Here is an 18805-nt window from a genome sequence, read left to right on the forward strand (position 1 = left end):
GCTTTGGCGTCCTCTGCCATTTGACTTCTCGTCCACCCGGTCCCCCGAAACAGTCACTAGCGTCTCCTCTTCAGACGTTCGTCGCCTGAGCAACCGCCCGGCACCGACACTCGCTGGATTGTTTCGTAGATGCCTGACGTCGCCAATACTCACTGGTCGGAAAACACTCTTTCGCGGCACGCACGAGTGCCGCCCTGTTGAACCACGGCATCGGTCGAGAGGCGGGAGAATTGCGCTTTGAGACGAGGTACCGCAAAATCGACGAAAGCCCGCACTTTGGGGACGGCAAGCCGCCCCTGTGGCGAAATCAGATGCAGAGGGATCGCGGAAGCATCATCCTGCCTGAGCAGGACTTGTAGCCTATTTTGCGAAAGTTGCTCCGCAATGTGATACGAGAAGAGCCGGGTGATACCTCGCCCCTCGACGGCCGGGGCAATGGCGCCACGAACACTATTCACCACGAAGCGCGGCGTGAAATGAACCGAACGCGGTATCGACGATCCTTTCGCCGGTGGAAAGGTCCACGAATCGATTCCGAAGTGCGTCATTGCAATGATCTTGTGCTTTGCGAGATCACCGATCTCTTCGATTTTCGGATGCATTGACAAATAGCGGGGCGATGCCGCTACAACACGCTTAACTTCTCCTAACCGGATCGCGACGAGCGTGGAATCTGTCAAATTGCCAATGCGTAAGGCGATATCCATGCCTTCATCGATAAGCTTGACCGGTCTATCCAGCAAAAATAGTCTGACGGAGACGGTTGGATAGATGTCCATGAATTCGTCCAATACCGGACGCAGGATATCTTCCCCCGCCGCGACCGGAGCGGTTATCGTCAATATACCACGCGGGGTTGACCGTTCACCCGCCGCGACGAGATCGGCCTCCTCGAGATCTGCAATAACGCGGCGGCATACGATCGCATAGCGCTCGCCCGCTTCGCTTAGCTTGAACGAGCGCGTCGTACGGTGAAGGAGCGTAACGCCTACGTGAGCCTCAAGAGAGGCGAGCGCCCGGCTTATCGCAGCAGGCGATCGTCCCAGCTTGCGTCCCGCTTTCCTCAAGCCTCCTTCATCGAGGGCGGCAACGAAGATCTTCATAGCGTCGATACGGTCCACTTACCCACCACTTGAAACTTGATGTCAATCAGCGCCTAAGTGTGCGAACGAGGTATGCTCAGCTCGACAAATCCCGGGCAAATCGTGAACTCTTTCCCGCACTGTCCGCCGCAGCTTCTGCGACGACATTGATTGAGGCTAGGCAGCCGCTGGCGCTACCATCAAACGCTTTTTCGAGATAGCCCTATCTTTTCAGGAGATTGGCGGGGGGGCGTACATGGGATTCCGCCCGCTCTACTGGTAACCTCGCACGGCCCATCGAAGCTATTCATCACCGCTTATCGATCGGCCCTTGATCATCGCCGCCAGTCCTATCGGCGCGGCAGATACCGCCTTCAGTTCAAATCGCTTCGCTTGGACACACCAAGTTCATAGACTCGCTTTGCGAGCTACCCTTGATGTCGATCAGCCCAGACAGCGTTTCGACGCGAAAACATTCGGGCCTTAGTGCGCGGTTACGGAGTTTGCCGTAGCGGTCATGGAAGAGAACGAGGCCGGAACCATTCTCGCGCCGGAATCCGATGGCCCGCATCCGGTCGTTACGTAAAAGAGAAATCGAACTAGTCGGCTACGCAAGCGGGCCGCTCTACAAAATCGCACTCAAAGGGATGAAATCTTGATGTCCAGCGAAATCGTTATAGTCAGTGCCGCCCGCACCCCCGTCGGCAGCTTCAACGGAGCCTTCGCTACTACCCCGGCACATGACCTTGGCGCAGTCGTCATAAAGGCAGCGCTTGAGCGCGCCGGGATCGAACCGGGCCAGGTCTCCGAAGTCATCATGGGCCAAGTCCTTGCGGCAGCGCAGGGCCAAAACCCGGCTCGGCAGGCCTCGATCGCGGCGGGCGTTCCGGTGGAAAGCCCAGCCTGGGGCGTCAACCAGCTCTGCGGCTCAGGCCTCCGCTCGGTGGCACTCGGCTATCAGGCGCTGCTCAACGGTGACTCTTCGATCGTCGTCGCGGGCGGCCAGGAATCCATGAGCATGGCGCCGCACGCGCAATATCTGCGCAGCAGTGTCAAGATGGGCGGCTTTGAGCTGATCGACACTATGATTGAGGACGGCCTGTGGGACGTCTTTAATGGCTACCACATGGGTAATACCGCCGAGAACGTCGCCAAACAGTACCAGATCACCCGCGCGCAGCAGGACGAGTTCGCCGTCGCTTCGCAGAACAAGGCCGAGGCCGCGCAGAAGGCCGGCAAGAAGGACGAGATCGTCCCGGTCACCATCAAGTCGCGTAAGAGCGACGTCGTGGTCGATACCGACGAGTATCCCCGCCACGGCGCCACCCTCGATGCGATGGGCAAGCTCCGCGCGGCCTTCGAGAAGGATGGCACCGTGACCGCCGGGAACGCCTCGGGCATCAATGACGGCGCCGCCGCGCTCGTGCTGATGACCGCCAAGGAAGCCGCCCGCCAGGGCAAGAAGCCGCTGGCCCGCATCGTTTCGTGGGGCCAGGCCGGCGTCGATCCCAAGATCATGGGCACCGGTCCGATCCCCGCCTCCCGCGCCGCACTGAAGAAGGCCGGCTGGAATATCGCCGACCTCGACCTGATCGAGGCCAACGAGGCGTTCGCAGCGCAGGCCTGCGCGGTCAACAAGGATCTCGGCTGGGATCCGGCCAAGGTCAATGTCAATGGCGGAGCGATCGCGATTGGTCATCCGATCGGCGCAGCGGGCGCGCGCGTGCTGGTGACGCTGCTGCATGAGATGCAGAAGCGCGACGTTAAGAAGGGCCTCGCCACGCTGTGCATCGGCGGCGGTATGGGCATCGCCATGTGCGTTGCACGCAACTGAACCTGCTTAGCGGGAGGATTCGAGATGATGCGCTTTGCATTGGTGACAGGCGCAATGTGGGGCATTGGGGCAGCGATCGGCCGGGCGCTGAAAGCGGTAGGCTACATGGGGGCGGCGAGCTACGCGGGGAGTGACGCTGCGGCAGAGAAGAAGGCCGAGACCAATATTTCCGTATACAAATGGGACGTCGCCTCGTTCGAGGCATGCGCAGACGGCGTGAGGAAGGCCGAGGCTGAGCTCGGTTCGACGCTGATTATCCATGGCGGCCAATATCTGAGTTGAATGTGCTGCAGTTCGTATGCGATGCGCAGCTTCCGAATGCGAATGCGTGCGCCCAATTCACCATTTGAATTCACAGGTTGGATATGAAGATCGCCATTCCCAAAGAAATCGACCCGTCGGAGCCGCGCGTCGCCGCTTCGCCCGATACGGTGAAGAAGTTCAAGGCGTTAGGCGCCGAGATCGCCGTTGAGCCGGGCGCGGGCCTCAAATCGGGCCTACCGGATTCCGAATTCGCCGCGGCCGGCGCCACCGTCAGCGCCGACGCGCTCAAAGACGCCGACATCATCATCAAGGTGAAGCGCCCCGAGGCCTCGGAGCTTTCGCAGTACAAGCGCGGCGCGCTCGTCATCGCGATCATGGATCCCTACGGCAACGAGACCGCGCTGAAGACGATGGCCGATGCCGGCGTCTCCGCCTTCGCGATGGAATTGATGCCGCGCATCACCCGCGCGCAGGTGATGGACGTGCTGTCGTCGCAGGCGAACCTTGCCGGCTACCGCGCCGTGATCGAGGGTGCCGAGGCCTTCGGCCGCGCCTTCCCGATGATGATGACGGCCGCCGGCACCGTGCCCGCTGCAAAGGTGTTCGTGATGGGCGTCGGCGTTGCCGGCCTCCAGGCGATCGCGACCGCGCGGCGCCTGGGCGCCGTCGTGACCGCGACCGACGTTCGGCCGGCGACAAAGGAGCAGGTCGAATCGCTCGGCGCAAAATTCCTCGCCGTCGAGGACGAGGAGTTCAAGAACGCGCAGACCGCCGGCGGCTACGCCAAGGAAATGTCGAAAGAGTATCAGGCCAAGCAGGCCGCGCTGACCGCCGAGCACATCAAGAAGCAGGATATCGTCATCACCACCGCGCTGATCCCGGGCCGGCCCGCGCCGAAGCTCGTCTCCGGCGAGATGGTCAAGTCGATGAAGCCCGGTTCGGTGCTGGTCGATCTCGCCGTCGAGCGCGGCGGCAATGTCGAGGGCGCGAGGCCCGGCGAGGTCGTCGATCTCGATGGCATCAAGATCGTCGGCTACACCAACGTCGCCGGCCGCGTCGCGGCTTCGGCCTCCAGCCTTTATGCCCGCAATCTGTTCTCCTTCATCGAGACCATGGTCGACAAGAAAGAGAAGAAGCTCGCCGTCAACTGGGACGACGAGCTCGTCAAGGCCACCGCGCTGACCAAGGACGGCGCCGTGATCCACCCGAACTTCCAGCCGAAGGTCTAAGGAGAACCGCTATGGAGCATGCTGCACAGGTCGTCGACCCCTTCGTCTTCCGGCTGTCGATTTTCGTCCTCGCCGTGTTCGTCGGGTATTTCGTGGTGTGGTCGGTGACGCCGGCGCTGCACACGCCGCTGATGAGCGTCACCAACGCGATCTCCTCGGTGATCGTGGTCGGCGCGCTGCTCGCCGGCGGCGTCGCGAATGTTTCGAGCGGCTCGGGCTGGGCCCGCGCCTTCGGCTTCGTGGCGCTGATCTTTGCCTGCATCAATATCTTCGGCGGCTTTCTTGTCACTCAGCGCATGCTCGGGATGTACAAGAAGAAGTCGAAGTGAGCGGCCACCTCGGGCTGATGGGATCAATGGGGACCTGAGATGAGCGCCAATCTCTCTGCATTCTTGTATCTCGTGGCGGGGGTGCTGTTCATCCTGTCGCTGCGCGGGCTGTCGAGCCCGGCGTCGTCGCGCCAAGGCAATCTGTTCGGCATGATCGGCATGGCGATCGCGGTCGCCACCACGCTCGCCAACCATCCGCCGGCGGACGGCCTCGCCTGGGTGCTGGTGATCGTCGGCATCGCCATCGGTGGCGCCATCGGCGCGGTCATCGCCCGCCGCGTGCCGATGACCTCGATGCCGGAACTGGTCGCTGCCTTCCACTCGTTGGTCGGCATGGCCGCGGTGCTGGTCGCCGCCGGCGCGTTCTACGCGCCTGAAGCGTTCGACATTGGCACGCCCGGCAATATCCATGGCCAGAGCCTTGTTGAAATGTCCCTTGGCGTCGCCATCGGCGCGCTGACCTTCACCGGCTCGGTGATCGCGTTCCTGAAACTGTCCGCGCGGATGAGCGGCGCGCCCATCATCTTACCGTTCCGCCACATCATCAACATCGCGCTCGCCGTCGCGTTGGTATTCTTCATCGTTGGGCTCGTGATCTCCGGCAGCGCGTTCGACTTCTGGATGATCGTCATACTGGCGCTGGCGCTCGGCGTGCTCATGATCATTCCGATCGGTGGCGCCGACATGCCGGTCGTGATCTCGATGCTGAACTCCTATTCGGGATGGGCCGCGGCCGGCATCGGTTTCACGCTCGGCAATTCGGCGCTGATCATCACCGGCGCGCTGGTCGGCTCCTCCGGCGCGATCCTGTCGTATATCATGTGCCACGCGATGAACCGGTCCTTCATCTCGGTCATCCTCGGCGGCTTCGGCGGTGAAACGGCTGCGGCCGGCGGCGGTACGGGCGAGCAGAAGCCGGCCAAGCTCGGCTCGGCTGACGATGCGGCCTTCATCATGAAGAACGCCTCCAAGGTCATAATCGTGCCCGGCTACGGCATGGCGGTGGCGCAGGCCCAGCACGCGCTGCGGGAAATGGCCGACCTGCTGAAGAAGGAAGGCGTCGAGGTGAAATACGCCATCCACCCGGTCGCGGGCCGCATGCCCGGCCACATGAACGTGCTGCTGGCCGAGGCCAACGTGCCCTATGACGAGGTGTTCGAGCTCGAGGACATCAACTCCGAATTCGCGCAGGCCGACATTGCCTTCGTGATCGGTGCCAACGACGTCACCAACCCGGCGGCCGAAGAGGACAAGACCTCGCCGATCTACGGCATGCCTGTGCTCCAGGTCTGGAAGGCCGGGACAGTGATGTTCATCAAGCGCTCGCTCGCCTCGGGCTATGCCGGTATCGACAATCCGCTGTTCTACCGCGACAACACCATGATGCTGCTGGGCGACGCCAAGAAGGTCACCGAGAACATCGTTAAGGCGATGTAAGGGAGCCAGCTCTGGATACGAAGGTATCTACCACCTCGCTTACGTATTGTTCAAACCACCTCGGAGATAGCGATGGGTTTCGGCAACCCGGCTCCTCGCCATCCGCAACAGCCTTTCCGAACCTAATTAGCGCCTGCCATGATCGGTAAGGCGGATAGCGTCGTCCTTTGATCGAAGGCGAACCGAAGGTGCAGAGCTTCCTGCGTTCCGGCTTCGAGATCCATAGCTTTTCGGTCGTCGAAGCGGAGATTGCCGCTGACGACCTGAAGACCGCAGCGTTCAGACTGCCCGACCTCTGGCAACGCATGTCCGGCTCGTAGTCACCCACGATCAGTTGCTCAAGGAAATTTGGATTGGTAGCCAGTGGGATAACATCCAGTACCTTCGTGTATTGGTGCGTAAGGTCCGCCAGAAGATCGAGCCGGACCCAAATCAGCCACGCCTGCTCATCACCGAGTGGGGCGTCGGCTATCGGCTCGAGAAACGCCTGGAAAACCAGCGCGACTGACTAGCGGGCGCACAGTCTCCAAAACGGCCTCGCTCGGAACAAATACTGAAAGGCCGCAAATGCCGCGAGCATTTTATCAGTCCTGCCCGTAGACGAGTAATATAGCCTCAAGCTGCGAGCACATGGTGTGATGACCGACGAAATTGCCAGTGTGCCAACACCACCAATGAAGAGTAAAAGCAAGATTTGGAAATCCATCTTCCCCTTGAAGGCCAGCGAAGTAGCCGGCCATATAGGTTTCATGGAGAGAGAGCCACGTGTGCATGTGAGCGGCATCATCCGAGTACACGAAATGGGTAGCCGATCACCCTTGCGTTCGGCGCCTTGCGAAGGAGCTGAGAACTGTTCGTAAGCCGGCTTGCCTCGGGAAAGGCTATAGTCCAGTTTTCCGGGCCGGCCCGCCGCCTTCTTCTGCAGCGGGCCGGGTATTACGATCAGGACATGGTGGGCATCACGAACTCGGCGCCGGCGCGAATGCCGGTTGGCCAGCGGCTCGTGATCGTCTTCATCCGGGTATAGAAGCGGACGCCTTCCGGGCCATGCATATGATGGTCGCCGAAGATCGACGCCTTCCATCCACCGAAGGAATGGAACGCCATCGGCACCGGGATCGGCACGTTGATGCCGACCATGCCGATCTTGATCTTGTGCGCGAACTCCCGCGCCGCGTCGCCGTCGCGCGTGAAGATCGAGGTGCCGTTGCCGAACTCGTGCTCGTTGATCATGCGTGCGGCGGTGTCGTAGTCGGGCGCACGGGCGACGGATAGGACGGGGCCGAAGATCTCTTCCTTGTAGATCTTCATGTTGGGCGTGACGTGATCGAACAACGACCCGCCGATGAAGTAACCGTCTTCGTAGCCCTGCATGTTGAAGCCGCGGCCGTCGACCAGCAGTTTGGCACCCTCTGCGACGCCGGCGTCGATATAGCCGCGGACCTTGTCCAGATGCTGCTTGGTGACCAGCGGGCCCATTTCGGCCTCCGGATCCGTACCGGGCCCGATCTTGAGGCTGCGGATCTTCGGCTCCAGCGCGGAGATCAACCGGTTCGCGGTTGTCTCGCCGACCGGCACCGCGACGGAGATCGCCATGCAACGCTCGCCGGCCGAGCCAAAGGCAGCGCCCATCAGGGCATCGACTGCCTGGTCCATGTCGGCGTCCGGCATGATGATCATGTGGTTCTTGGCACCGCCCAGCGCCTGGCAGCGCTTTCCGGTGCTGGCAGACGTCTCGTAGATGTACTTTGCGATCGGCGTGGATCCTACAAAGCTGATCGCCGAGATGTCGGGATGATGCAGCAGCGCGTCGACGGTCTCCTTGTCGCCATGGACCACCCCGAAGACGCCGTCGGGCAGGCCCGCTTCCTTGAGCCACTCCGCGACGATGACGGATGCCGATGGATCGCGCTCGGAGGGCTTCAGGATGAAGGCGTTGCCGCAGGCCAGGGCCACCGGAAACATCCACATCGGCACCATGGCGGGGAAATTGAACGGCGTAATGCCGGCGACCACGCCGAGAGGCTGGCGCATCGAGTAGCTATCGACGCGCGTCCCAACATTCTCGGTGATCTCGCCCTTCAGAAGCTGCGGGGCGGCCGTCGCGAACTCGACGACCTCCATGCCGCGCTGAATCTCGCCGACCGCGTCGGAATGGACCTTCCCATGCTCGGCGACGATGACGTCTGCCAACTGGCTGGTGCGTTCCTCGAGAATTCTGAGGAACCGGTTGAGGATCCTGGCCCGCCGCAGCGGCGTCGTCGCCGCCCATCCAGGTGCAGCTTTCACTGCCGCCGCGACTGCATCCGCCACATCCGCGGCGTTCGCGATCGGCACCGATGCGGCCTGTTCGCCTGTTGCAGGATTGAACACGAACGATGACCGCCCGTTGCGGCCAGCGACGCGCTGGCCATTGATATAATGCTGAACTTGCGTAACCACGATGAACCTCCTTGTTTCCTCAATGATCAATGCGAAGAGTTGGCAACCCATCCCAAACACCGGTGACGCACAAGCTTATGCCGGTTGGGCCGCTACCGTCGAAGACATCGGCAGATAGCGGCTGCAGAGCCTCAAGGATCGCCGTGCTCGTCCCTCCGCCCGCGCTCCACGGTCAGCCTACGATTGACCACGCTCGCTGCGCATTTCTCCCGCGAATTATGTTGGCTTCTCGCCGTGAATGCGTCCCGAAATGCTCATGTTATCGGGCGTATGCTCGAACAGCAGAACATTGATAATCTTGGGACCCGATCGACTCGTGGGTGACTTTGACAATGTCGCGGATGAGCTGCGTCTTACGGGCCTTCGTGCGACCGGCGGCGATATGACACTCGATATAGGGCATAGCTATCTCCGCTCTCACTTCAAACGTGCGATCAGCTCCTTGTCGTGCGCGCTACCCTCGACGAACTCGGTTAGATGTTGCCCGTGTTCCACAAAATTGATGCCGCTCCCTCCCTGATGATTCTCAGGGGCTCGACGGTCGCCCCGATGACGACGAGTAGCAGGCCGGCTGATCGAGCGCGCTTTTCCTCTTCCGAACGGCCGCACCGCATGCCGCAAGAAATCATCAGCATCGGACTTCCCTCAGTTGAACCGGTTAGTTATCGAATTCCAGGCGGACGCATTCCACCGACTGCTCGTTCAGATCGGGCTCGGACATCGATCTATTCCACGTATCGGGCAACGGATGGCTCCGTTAGGCGCCAATCCCCCTCAGGTTCTGCCTTGGTGATTGATACCAGCCAGCAGACAAGCAGCGTCAGCGGCAAGGTGAAGAGCGCCGGAGAGTCGTACGGAAAGATCGCGGGGCCAAGACCCAGCACCTTTGACCAGATCGTCGGGCCCATAGCCGTCAGAACAACCGATGAGATAAGGCCGAAGGTGCCTCCGATGACCGCACCACGCGTCGTCAGGCCGTCCCAGTAGATTGCCAGGATCAGCAAAGGGAAGTTGGCGCTGGCTGCGATCGCCGTGGCAAGCGCGAGCAGGTAAGCCACATTCTGGCCCTCGCATGCCAGTCCGAGCAATATGCCGAGCACTCCCAATGCAACCGAGGAGATCCGCGATATCTGGAGGCGCGTCCGCTCAGTGAGTTGCCGTCCGGACAAACCTACGACGAGATCGTTGGCAGCCGACGAGGCACCCGCTATGAGCAATCCAGAGACAACCGCCAGGATCGTCGCAAACGCAACCGCAGAGATGAAACCAGCCAAGATGCTTCCGCCCACGGCCCTCGCCAGATGGATGGGAGCCAGATTGTTCCCGCCAAAGAGCGCGCCACTGGCACTGGCGTAGGTGGCATCCCCACGGAGGAGCGCGATACTGCCATATCCGATAAAGAACAGCATCACGAAGAACAAGCAGATCAGGCAGGTCGCGTAGAACACTGACAGACGCGCTGCCCGCTCGTCGCTAACCGTGAAGAAACGCATGAGGATATGAGGCAGCCCAGCCGTGCCGAACAGGACTCCGACGCCAATCGACAACGTGGCGACTCCGTCTTGGGCGAAACTACGAATATCCAAAATCCTGTCACCGATTGGATGATTGCTCACCGCCGTCTTAAAGAGATCCGACATACTGAATCCGAACCTGACCAAGACCAGCACCGCGATTATGCAGCTCCCGCCGATCATCAGGACGGCCTTGATGATCTGAACCCACGTAGCGGCCCGCATGCCGCCGAGGGTCGAAAACACAATCATGAGCATTCCAACCATGATGATCGCCGGCGCGTAGCCGATTCCGAACAGCAAGGAAATTAACTCCCCCGCGCCGACCATTTGTGCCACGAGGTAGAAGCTCACGATTACGAGGGTGGAAGAACCCGCCAGGATGCGAACCGGCCGTTCTCTCAACTTATGAGTTAGCACGTCTGCGAAGGAATACTTCCCAAGGCGGCGCAGTGGCTCCGCAACGAGAAATAGTACAATAGGCCAGCTGGCCAAATAGCTGGCGGCGAGGAACATTCCATCCAAGCCTGAAGCATAGATCGCGCCCGACAGACCGAGGAAAGCGCCGGCGGACATGTAGTCGCCCGCTATTGCAAGGCCATTTTGTCCTGACGAGATCGAGCTTCCAGCCGTAAGATATTCCGATGAACTGGTTGCGCGGCGCGCCGTCCAGAAGCTGATGAGCAGCGTAAGCACCGCGAAGACCACGAAGAATAAGATGGTCGAAACGTCCGCCTGGCGTACTTGAGCCTCGGGCTGCGCCGAGTACGCCGATCCGCTAACCCCGAACGTATATGCAATCGCGAGCAAGAGGCTCATGCCATTCCGTGACTTACGCATCATTCAATCTCCGTGCCGCATGAACACGAATAAACCGGTCAAGATGACGCTGAAAGCCATGCAGCTGGCCAACGCGATCATCGCTGGACTAAAGGTTATTGAGGCAATAGTGGCGGGCGCCGGGTGCCGTGCGCTATAGATGACGAAGGCCATCATCGCCAGGTATGCAAGGATCATCGCGATCATCAACCGGACACGGAGCGTGTCTGGCCTGTTGGCGGCGACGCGCAACGGATGCACCTCATCTGTTCTGTGCAAATTGCCCTCCCTGTCTAGAGTTGAGTGTGCGCCGCTTATTCTGCGATCATGTTGGTTCAACGCTAGGCAACCGCTGGCGCAACCATCAAACGTTTTTTCGAGATAGCCATATCTTCTCCTGAGATTGCCGGATGGCTCATCTTGCATTCGCAGGGTCTATCGATTGCTTCGCATGGCTCCGCCAGAGCAATTCAGCGCGACCAATCGACCGGTCGCAGGCTCTGGCCTCCGTCTTATCGGCGTGACAGATACCGCGTTCAGTTCAAATCGCTTCGCCCGGACACACCAAGTTCATAGGCTCATTTGGCAAGCCGAACTGGAAGACATCTAGCGACGGCGAGCAGTGAATACGCCGCCGAAGGACGATCGGCGTGTCCACTAAAAGGACACGTCGTGTTTGTCAGCATCAACCCACAGGCTCACCCGGGAGATTTCTCATGAAGCTCTATTGGTCGCCGAACTCCCCTTACGCTCGAAAGGTTGTGGTGGTTACCAAGGAGCTGCGGATCGACGATCGTGTCAAACTCATTGAGACATCTGCAATGCCGACCAAAGAGAACCCGGAGCTTTCGGCGCTTAATCCGGTGACCCGCATACCGACGCTTCAATTGAATACAGGGGAGGTTCTTTTCGATAGCAGCTTAATCTGTGAGTACCTGGATGAATTCTCAGACGGTGGACTGCTGCCGATGCTTGGGCCAGCCCGACGGCAAGTGCTCAAGCTCGAACTGTTTGGCCTGGACATTATGGACCGCGCTGTGGTCTGCCGCCAAGAAACCCTACGGCCTGAAAGCTACCGCTGGAGCGGATGGGTCGATGCTCAGTTTGATCGGATCGGCAAGGTCCTCGACGTCCTTGACGCCAATGCACCTGCACTCGATCCTGACCTCGGCTCCATCACCGTCGGTTGCGCCCTCGAATATCTAGACTTTCGCTTCGGTGACCGCCCCTGGCGATCACGACGGCCGCGACTGACTGCCTGGCAGGAGCAATTTGCCTTGCGGCCAAGCATGACAAGCACAAAGCATCCTCAGTGACCAAAGTTCTAGTGCATCGGCATGCCCGTTAGCCGCCGTGCAATTGCCCAGGCTTGCCACACGCAATCCGCCTCCCGTCGGAGGAACCGGTCTGTCTTGACCGGCAAAGAGACGCCCTTCGGCGCCCTCTCCCAGACTCGCCGGGATCTCCTTGGAGGTCCCGGCGCTTTTTTATATCCGCGGCAGCGATCCGAGCTGAGATTTTGCCGTCGCTGTCGTTCGGTCGATGGCGTTCCCATCGCGGTCGATCGATGGCTGATAGCCCTTGGTGCTGATTGAATGACATACCAGCCGGTCCATAGGTTACGGCTTCGTTTCCAGGATAACCTCTAACTCGATCGGCATGTCCATCGGCAACCTCGCAACGCCCATCACAAGCCGGGCCGACATCTTGTTTGGGCCAAATACTTGGTTGAACAGTTCAGAGGCGCCGTCCGCTACCTTTGGCTGATCAACAAGATCTCCTGAAGTTGCGATATAGATACCGAGCCTGACCACGCGGCTCACGTTGTCGAGCGATCCCAGGCGCTCTCTGGCAACGGCCAGGGCATTGAGGGCCGCCAGCCGTGCCGCCTCCCGGCCTGCCGCGCCGTCCAGTTCCTTGCCGACACGTCCAACAAACTTCGGCTTCTGGTTTTCGACAGGTAGCATGCCGGTGAGGAACAGCAGATTGCCTGTCTGCACTGCCTCGACGTACGCGCCGAAAGGCTTGGGTGCCTGCGGGAGTTGGATACCCAACTCCCGCAGGCTGACTTCCGCGCTTACCATCTTCCGGAATGCGCGCCGCCATCAACGTGCAGCGATTCCCCGGTAACATTCTGCGCTTCCGTCAGATAGACGATCGCATCGACGATATCCTTGACGCTGGAGACCGTGCCCAACGGGGCGAGAGTCTTCAGGAACTCGTGCGGATCGTCCTTGTGCAGGGGGGTGTCCACCATGCCGGGCGCGACCGTGTTGAAGCGAATGCCCTGCTTCGCATATTCGACTGCCAAGTTGCGGGTCATGGCCTCCAGGCCGCCTTTGGTGATCATCGGCACCGAAACGGTTAGGCCTGCGATCGGGTTTTCGACCAGCGACGAGGTGACGCCGACGACACTGCCGCCCGACTTCTGGGCCAGCATCTGCTTCACGGCATGCTGCGTGATGTAAAGATAGCCTTCCAGGTTCGTTGACGACAGCTTCTTCAGATCTTCACCAGTGTAATCGGTAAATGCCTTGGGGAAGAAGATGCCGGCATTGTTGACCAGCGCGTCGATCGAACCGAACTTGCTGATTGCGGTCTGGGCAACCTTCGCGGCCACTGATGCATCACCGATATCGCCGTCAACCAGCGCGAGCCTGGGGGACGTTGGCAGTTCCTTCGACTTGCTCACGCTGCGCGATGTCGCGACGACGTTGTAGCCCTTGTCGAGGAACGCCTTCACGGCGCCGGCACCGATGCCCTGGGAAGCACCTGTTACGATAACTGTCTTGCTCATGATATTCTCCGTTGTTTTTGGGTTGATCGTCGGAAGGTCAGTCGGCTGAACCCTTCCGCTCGAAACTTCACTGCGCTGCGACGATGTCTACGCGCACGTCGAGGCTGTTCCGCGTTGCGTTCGAGTAGGGGCAGGTCTGGTGGGCCTTCTGCACCAGCGTCTCAGCATCAGCCTTTGCCAGCCCGGGCAGATAAACCGCGAGGCCGACCTCAAGGCCGAAACCGCCCTCGGCGCGCGGACCAATTCCCACGGTCGCTTTGACGGTAGTATCGGCCGGCACTTTCGGGCCACCTTGTGTCGCGACGAACTGCATCGAGCTCAGAAAGCAAGCGGCATAACCCGCGGCAAACAGCTGCTCCGGATTGGTGCCCGGGGCACCGTCGCCACCGAGCTCCTTGGGCCGGGTCAGGCTGACCTTCAGGTTTCCGTCGGGCGTCGCCGCATGACCGACACGGCCTCCCGTCGCTGTGGCATTAGTTCTGTATAAGACATTGGTTGGCATGGCTTTCTCCTCTTCATGGGCTTGTCGTTCGCTGGTGGGACGAGAATGGGCGCAGCCGGCCGGATTGATTAGGCGGAAATATCTGGAATTACATTTCCATTTATGGGAAAATTGCCAAAATGGCTGATCTGAATGACATAGCTGTATTTGTGAAGGTTGCGCAGCTCGGAAGCTTTAGCCGTGCTTCACACGCTCTTGGCATGCCGGTTTCCACCGTGAGCCGAAAGGTCTCGGCACTCGAAGCGGAACTGGGTGTCACACTGTTGCAAAGGACGACGCGAAAGCTCGCGCTCACCTCGCAAGGCCAGGATTATTTCCACGAATGCAGTGAACCACTGAACCTCCTGTTCGACGCTGAGCGGGTTTTGACACAGACGCAGAGGAAGCCGGAGGGTACACTCAAGATCTCCGTGCCCGTGGTTTTGGGGCAAGATCCTTTTCTCGAATTTATCTCTGATTTCCTGAAACTCTATCCAAAGATCAAGGTCGACCTTTTCATCACCAATCTGTTCCTGGATCTGATCGCGGAAAATGTCGATGTCGGCGTTCGCTTTGGCGAACTGAAAGACTCGAGCTTGATTGTCAAGAAGCTTGGCAGCCAGGTTCGCTATGTCGTCGCCTCCCCTGAATATTTGAAGGATCGCAAGCCTCCAACCAAGCCCGCCGACCTCGGGCAACATCAGTGTGTCCTGCTCAACGGCAAGAACAACGAAGCGGAGTGGGAATTACTGAATGGACGCAAACGAGCGGAAATCCGAGTAGCGGGGCCTATTTCGAGTCGAGACTTCCAATCGGTCAGCACGTTTGTCTATCGAGGGCACGGCATCGGTCTTTTGCCCTCGACCTATTGCAACGACAAGATCAAAAAAGGCGAACTTGTGAGGTTGCTGCCCGACTGGGCTTCGAGGCAACTCGAAGTGCACGCCGTCTATCCCACAAGGAATTTCTTGCCTTCAAGGCTACACGTATTCCTTGAAGCGTTGAGGGCCTGGAAGAGCCCCTTGTGGACTTTACCTTAGACGAAAAGAGCTAGATACCGACGTTGCCGCGAAGGCAACCGAACTTTGCCGGTCTCCGGTAGCTCTAGTATCTGTCATGGTGCAAAGGTTCGGGCTCTATAGCAATGGCCAAGACATCCAAACTCTCGATGTCCTGCATCGCTAAACCGGCGCCCCCTGGAGGTCGCCATAGAGACCGACCGTATTCGAAAATGAATATGAACCAAGTTTACAAATGTAGCTGCAATGCACGCCGCACATCATCCGGAAACGGCGACAAATCCGTGCACTCGAATACGATCGCACCGACCTCTCTATGGTTACGACGTACCACCCCGGCCTCGGTAATTATTTCCTCGCTTAATCTCAACGGTACTTTTTACTCGTGAGACCGAAATTCCTTTCGATAGGCGAATAGCGCCGGAGTTCCGCCAGACATGATAAACAGCACATTTTGTCCGGGCTTGAGGGCTCCATTGGAAATGTCGTCCAGCAAGCCCGCGAAGGCCTTGCCCGAATAGACCGGATCAAGGAGAAGGCCCTCCTGGCGAGCCATGAGCCGAACCGCCTTTTTCATCGCCTCGGTCGGAATGCCGTAACCCTCGCCAAGCTGTGCACCGCTAATATTGACTTCGTCCGAGGAAACACCGGGAGATTCAAGCAGCCCCAACGTCGCGTTGATTTTTTCAAGTGTCCCTCGGCGAGCGTCCTCAACTCTTGCCAGCACCGCAAACGACTTGACTTTAGCTGCACCTGCGCCGAGGGCGGCGAAGCCCGCCGACAGGCCAGCATGCATCCCGCCACTGCCATTTGGCACGATTATGTGCCCAAAATGGATGTCCTGCGCAGCCGATTGTGCCGCAATTTCACTCGCGCATGCTGCGTAGCCAAGACACCCTACTGAGGACGACCCTCCAGTCGGAGCTACGTAGACCTTCCGACCGCTCGCCCGGAGAATTTCTGCGCGCTCCTCGGCGACGGCAAGCGTGCTCGCGTTACCAGCAACATCGTGAATTGTCGCGCCGAACAAGTCATCGAGAATGATGTTGCCATTCTGCGTATAGTCTTCGTCGTCACGCGCTACCACGCGCCCGAGAACCAATTCACAACGCAGTCCGTAGCGCGCGGCAGCAGCAGCCGTCAGCCGCGCGTGGTTGGACTGTCGCCCACCAACGGTGATGATGGTATCCGCGCCTTGTGCAATAGCATCGCCCAAAAGGAATTCGAGCTTCCGCAACTTGTTGCCGCCCCCACCAAGGCCCATCACATCATCCCGCTTCGCAAAGAGACCAATTCCGTTCAACTTCTCCCCTAGTGCAGCTTCAATTCGTCGAAGCCGTTGGATCGGAGTCGCTAGATCAAGTAGAGCGACGCGAGGCATACGCCGAAGATGCAAGTCGAGTGTTTTGGTCACGGAGGCGCCTTCGTAGGGTAAAGTGATGGGAAAGGGAGAAACCGTTCAATATCATGAGCTCCCGTTCCGTGAAACGTTCGTCGAGGCCGCTCAATTACCCGCGCCAAAACGAGCTACATCGCGATGTTCCCGCGAAGGCGACCGGCTGATTGGTCTGCGTAACTGTCGACTTGGAGGTCAGGCCTTTTCCGAGACTTGCCGGGATCTCCTCCGTGATCCCGGCGTCTATTTCAACCTGAAGATTGCGACCCCCTGCTCAACGGCGAGGGAGCGGTTTGAGCAAGGACTTGGCCATCTCAGTGGCTTGATTGATGGCGTTTCGATCGCGGTAAACCCTCGAAACGACGAAGCCGCCCTGCACGACAGTTATGAGCATCAGCGCAAGCTCGTTGGCATCGAGGCGTTTCGCGATTTCTCCGTTGGCTTGAGCTTCACGAAGAGCTGCCGCAAGGAGCTGCTGCAGTTCGCGGAAATAGCGTTCGATCGGTTTCCTCAACGAAACCTCGGCGATGGACGTCTCGCAAGCAAATCTACCCATCCTGCAACCCTTAAGCCCGTCGCGAGCAACGTCGAGAAAGCGGAAGACGCGGTCCAACCCAGAACCATCTGTTCCGACGGTCTCGCGCGCGAATTCACACATTTCATCGGAAACCTCACCCAGAGCCACCGACGCGAGGTCCATTTTTCCCTTGAAGTGGTGATAGAGACTGCCTTGCCCTGCACCACTTTCTTCCAGCAAGTCGCGGGGACTTACGCCTTCGTAGCCGCGCTCCCACATCAGCTTCTTGGCCGCCTTAACAAGCTCGCCCTTCGCCTTCATGACATCCTCATGATCGCATCGAATCAACTGAACGTGATTGTATTCTGTAACTACTAGTATGTAAAGACGACTGTCGATAACGGGGATCAGCCATGTTTTCTCAAGGCGTGCGGTCATGATCACGGTACTATTACGATGAAGGCCACGTCTCCCTTTCACGTTGGCGAGCAAACGATTCAAAGCCTTGCCGGCGTGCGTGATCGCATCGAACTCAAAGGGCGTGCAGTCATCCGAGACTACATGCCGGAGCAGCACCGGGCGTTCTTCGCTGCGCTACCGTTTATGCTTGTGGGAATGGCGGATCAGAACGGGCACCCCTGGGCCACCACTTTGTCTGGCCCTCCGGGGTTCATGAGTTCTTCGGAAGCGAATCTGCTTACCATCAAGTCATGGCCCGATCCGGGTGCCCCCTTGCATTCGTGTATTCGAGATGGTGTTCCGGTCGGGGGCCTCGGAATCGAACTTTCGACGCGTCGCCGAAATCGGGTCAACGGCCGCATCGAAAATTGCGTTATTGGCGAAGGTTTCTCGATCAGGGTTCAACAGAGCTTTGGAAATTGCCCGAAATACATTCAGGCACGTAGCGAAAGGCCGCGGATCTCCTCCAGGCTCCCGCCCGAAACCCGAACGGCGTCCCATCTGGGCGATGACGAGGTCAGCTTCATTACCGAGGCCGATACTTTCTTTATTGCATCTCGGTCGCCGCAACTCGACCCGCAAGAATCCTCGCAAGGTCTCGACATCTCCCACCGCGGCGGGCGTCCCGGCTTCGTGCGGGTGATATCGTCAAACGAACTTAGCTTCCCGGATTATAGCGGCAACTTGCTCTTCAATACGCTCGGCAATCTGGAAACGGACGCGCGCACCGGGCTTCTGTTCATCGACTTCCAGAGCGGCCGGATGCTGCACGTCATCGGCAGAGCCAGGATCTGCTGGGACGTTTCGGAGACGACGCGGTCCGCTGGGATTGAGAGGCTCATCTTTCTCGACATCCAATGCGTCTTGAACCGCGAGGGTGCATTTCCGCATTTGTTCGACTTTGTCAGCTACTCGCCGCATCTGGGGACGGAGGGTTAGGACGCCAAAATTCCCCTATAGGAGGTTTGCGATCGCTTGACAGGAGATGCCGGCTTCGGTCGGCGGACCGCGAATGGCCGTCTTCGCAAAAAAAGTAAGGAGACAGCGATGCTAACTCTAACCCGCCGGAACGCTCTGTTGACGGCAGCAGTTGCAGGAGCAGCGTTCGGGCTGCAGGCTCCGATGGAGCCAACATGTGATGTGCGCTTCCGCTCGCGCGACCTTTGGCCAGGTGGCTGCGACAAGG

Annotated in this window: 18 protein-coding genes and 1 pseudogene; 10 read left to right on the forward strand and 9 right to left on the reverse strand. The window is 59.3% G+C overall.

The window, feature by feature from the left end:
- Positions 1 to 149: 149 nt before the first annotated feature.
- Positions 150 to 1121 (reverse strand): LysR family transcriptional regulator, encoded by a 972-nt coding sequence (locus LRP30_RS41190; protein ID WP_249758513.1) that lies wholly within the window; start codon positions 1119 to 1121, stop codon positions 150 to 152.
- Between the two features lie 619 nt (positions 1122 to 1740).
- On the opposite strand from LRP30_RS41190, the gene LRP30_RS41195 reads away from it, so the two are divergent.
- From LRP30_RS41195 to LRP30_RS41220, 7 genes and pseudogenes are all read left to right on the forward strand, one after another.
- Positions 1741 to 2916: an acetyl-CoA C-acetyltransferase gene (locus LRP30_RS41195; protein ID WP_249758514.1), complete on the forward strand. Its 1176-nt coding sequence runs from the start codon at positions 1741 to 1743 to the stop codon at positions 2914 to 2916.
- A gap of 24 nt (positions 2917 to 2940) precedes the next feature.
- A pseudogene (locus tag LRP30_RS41200) lies at positions 2941 to 3159 on the forward strand (SDR family NAD(P)-dependent oxidoreductase); the annotation flags it as partial.
- A gap of 122 nt (positions 3160 to 3281) precedes the next feature.
- On the forward strand, positions 3282 to 4409 hold the full coding sequence (locus LRP30_RS41205) for a Re/Si-specific NAD(P)(+) transhydrogenase subunit alpha (RefSeq protein WP_249758515.1): 1128 nt from the start codon (positions 3282 to 3284) through the stop codon (positions 4407 to 4409).
- A gap of 11 nt (positions 4410 to 4420) precedes the next feature.
- Entirely contained in the window at positions 4421 to 4738 is a 318-nt protein-coding gene (locus LRP30_RS41210) for a proton-translocating transhydrogenase family protein (protein WP_212239004.1), read from the forward strand.
- 39 nt (positions 4739 to 4777) lie between these two features.
- Complete coding sequence (locus LRP30_RS41215) at positions 4778 to 6175, forward strand: NAD(P)(+) transhydrogenase (Re/Si-specific) subunit beta (RefSeq protein ID WP_249758516.1); 1398 nt, start codon at positions 4778 to 4780, stop codon at positions 6173 to 6175.
- Positions 6176 to 6363: 188 nt separating this feature from the next.
- Positions 6364 to 6495 carry a hypothetical protein gene (locus tag LRP30_RS45150; RefSeq protein ID WP_256477646.1) on the forward strand — a complete coding sequence of 44 codons (132 nt, stop codon included), beginning with the start codon at positions 6364 to 6366 and terminating at the stop codon, positions 6493 to 6495.
- A 14-nt stretch (positions 6496 to 6509) separates the two neighbouring features.
- Positions 6510 to 6683, forward strand: coding sequence for a helix-turn-helix domain-containing protein (locus tag LRP30_RS41220; RefSeq protein WP_249758517.1), 174 nt, complete (start codon positions 6510 to 6512; stop codon positions 6681 to 6683).
- Between the two features lie 434 nt (positions 6684 to 7117).
- Here LRP30_RS41220 and LRP30_RS41225 read toward each other — a convergent pair whose 3' ends face one another.
- From LRP30_RS41225 to LRP30_RS41235, 3 genes are all read right to left on the reverse strand, one after another.
- Entirely contained in the window at positions 7118 to 8617 is a 1500-nt protein-coding gene (locus tag LRP30_RS41225) for a CoA-acylating methylmalonate-semialdehyde dehydrogenase (protein WP_276017364.1), read from the reverse strand.
- Positions 8618 to 9342: 725 nt separating this feature from the next.
- Complete coding sequence (actP, locus tag LRP30_RS41230; RefSeq protein WP_249758519.1) at positions 9343 to 10974, reverse strand: cation acetate symporter; 1632 nt, start codon at positions 10972 to 10974, stop codon at positions 9343 to 9345.
- Positions 10975 to 11376 carry a hypothetical protein gene (locus tag LRP30_RS41235; RefSeq protein ID WP_249758520.1) on the reverse strand — a complete coding sequence of 134 codons (402 nt, stop codon included), beginning with the start codon at positions 11374 to 11376 and terminating at the stop codon, positions 10975 to 10977.
- Between the two features lie 290 nt (positions 11377 to 11666).
- Here LRP30_RS41235 and LRP30_RS41240 point away from each other — a divergent pair, with 290 nt between their 5' ends.
- Positions 11667 to 12266 carry a glutathione S-transferase family protein gene (locus LRP30_RS41240; protein WP_249758521.1) on the forward strand — a complete coding sequence of 200 codons (600 nt, stop codon included), beginning with the start codon at positions 11667 to 11669 and terminating at the stop codon, positions 12264 to 12266.
- 303 nt (positions 12267 to 12569) lie between these two features.
- On the opposite strand, the gene LRP30_RS41245 is transcribed toward LRP30_RS41240, so the two are convergent.
- The 3 genes from LRP30_RS41245 to LRP30_RS41255 all read right to left on the reverse strand — a co-directional run bounded on the left by LRP30_RS41245 (position 12570) and on the right by LRP30_RS41255 (position 14249).
- A complete protein-coding gene (locus LRP30_RS41245) occupies positions 12570 to 13034 on the reverse strand; it encodes a RidA family protein (protein ID WP_249758522.1) in 465 nt (154 codons plus the stop codon).
- Positions 13028 to 13747, reverse strand: a complete 720-nt coding sequence (locus tag LRP30_RS41250; protein WP_249758523.1) for an SDR family oxidoreductase — start codon at positions 13745 to 13747, stop codon at positions 13028 to 13030. Before LRP30_RS41250 ends, LRP30_RS41245 begins: the two co-directional genes overlap by 7 nt.
- 67 nt (positions 13748 to 13814) lie before the next feature.
- On the reverse strand, positions 13815 to 14249 hold the full coding sequence (locus tag LRP30_RS41255) for an organic hydroperoxide resistance protein (protein ID WP_249758524.1): 435 nt from the start codon (positions 14247 to 14249) through the stop codon (positions 13815 to 13817).
- A gap of 119 nt (positions 14250 to 14368) precedes the next feature.
- Between LRP30_RS41255 and LRP30_RS41260 the strand changes: the two genes are divergently transcribed.
- Positions 14369 to 15268: a LysR family transcriptional regulator gene (locus LRP30_RS41260; RefSeq protein WP_249758525.1), complete on the forward strand. Its 900-nt coding sequence runs from the start codon at positions 14369 to 14371 to the stop codon at positions 15266 to 15268.
- Positions 15269 to 15626: 358 nt separating this feature from the next.
- Here LRP30_RS41260 and LRP30_RS41265 read toward each other — a convergent pair whose 3' ends face one another.
- Together LRP30_RS41265 and LRP30_RS41270 are read right to left on the reverse strand one after the other, a co-directional pair.
- Positions 15627 to 16643, reverse strand: a complete 1017-nt coding sequence (locus LRP30_RS41265; protein WP_249761945.1) for a D-cysteine desulfhydrase family protein — start codon at positions 16641 to 16643, stop codon at positions 15627 to 15629.
- A gap of 274 nt (positions 16644 to 16917) precedes the next feature.
- A complete protein-coding gene (locus LRP30_RS41270; RefSeq protein ID WP_249761946.1) occupies positions 16918 to 17598 on the reverse strand; it encodes a TetR/AcrR family transcriptional regulator in 681 nt (226 codons plus the stop codon).
- Positions 17599 to 17616: 18 nt separating this feature from the next.
- Here LRP30_RS41270 and LRP30_RS41275 point away from each other — a divergent pair, with 18 nt between their 5' ends.
- On the forward strand, positions 17617 to 18558 hold the full coding sequence (locus LRP30_RS41275; RefSeq protein WP_249758526.1) for a pyridoxamine 5'-phosphate oxidase family protein: 942 nt from the start codon (positions 17617 to 17619) through the stop codon (positions 18556 to 18558).
- Positions 18559 to 18805 lie beyond the last annotated feature (247 nt).

The sequence above is a fragment of the Bradyrhizobium sp. C-145 genome, from assembly GCF_023375135.1.
GTDB lineage: Bacteria > Pseudomonadota > Alphaproteobacteria > Rhizobiales > Xanthobacteraceae > Bradyrhizobium > Bradyrhizobium zhanjiangense.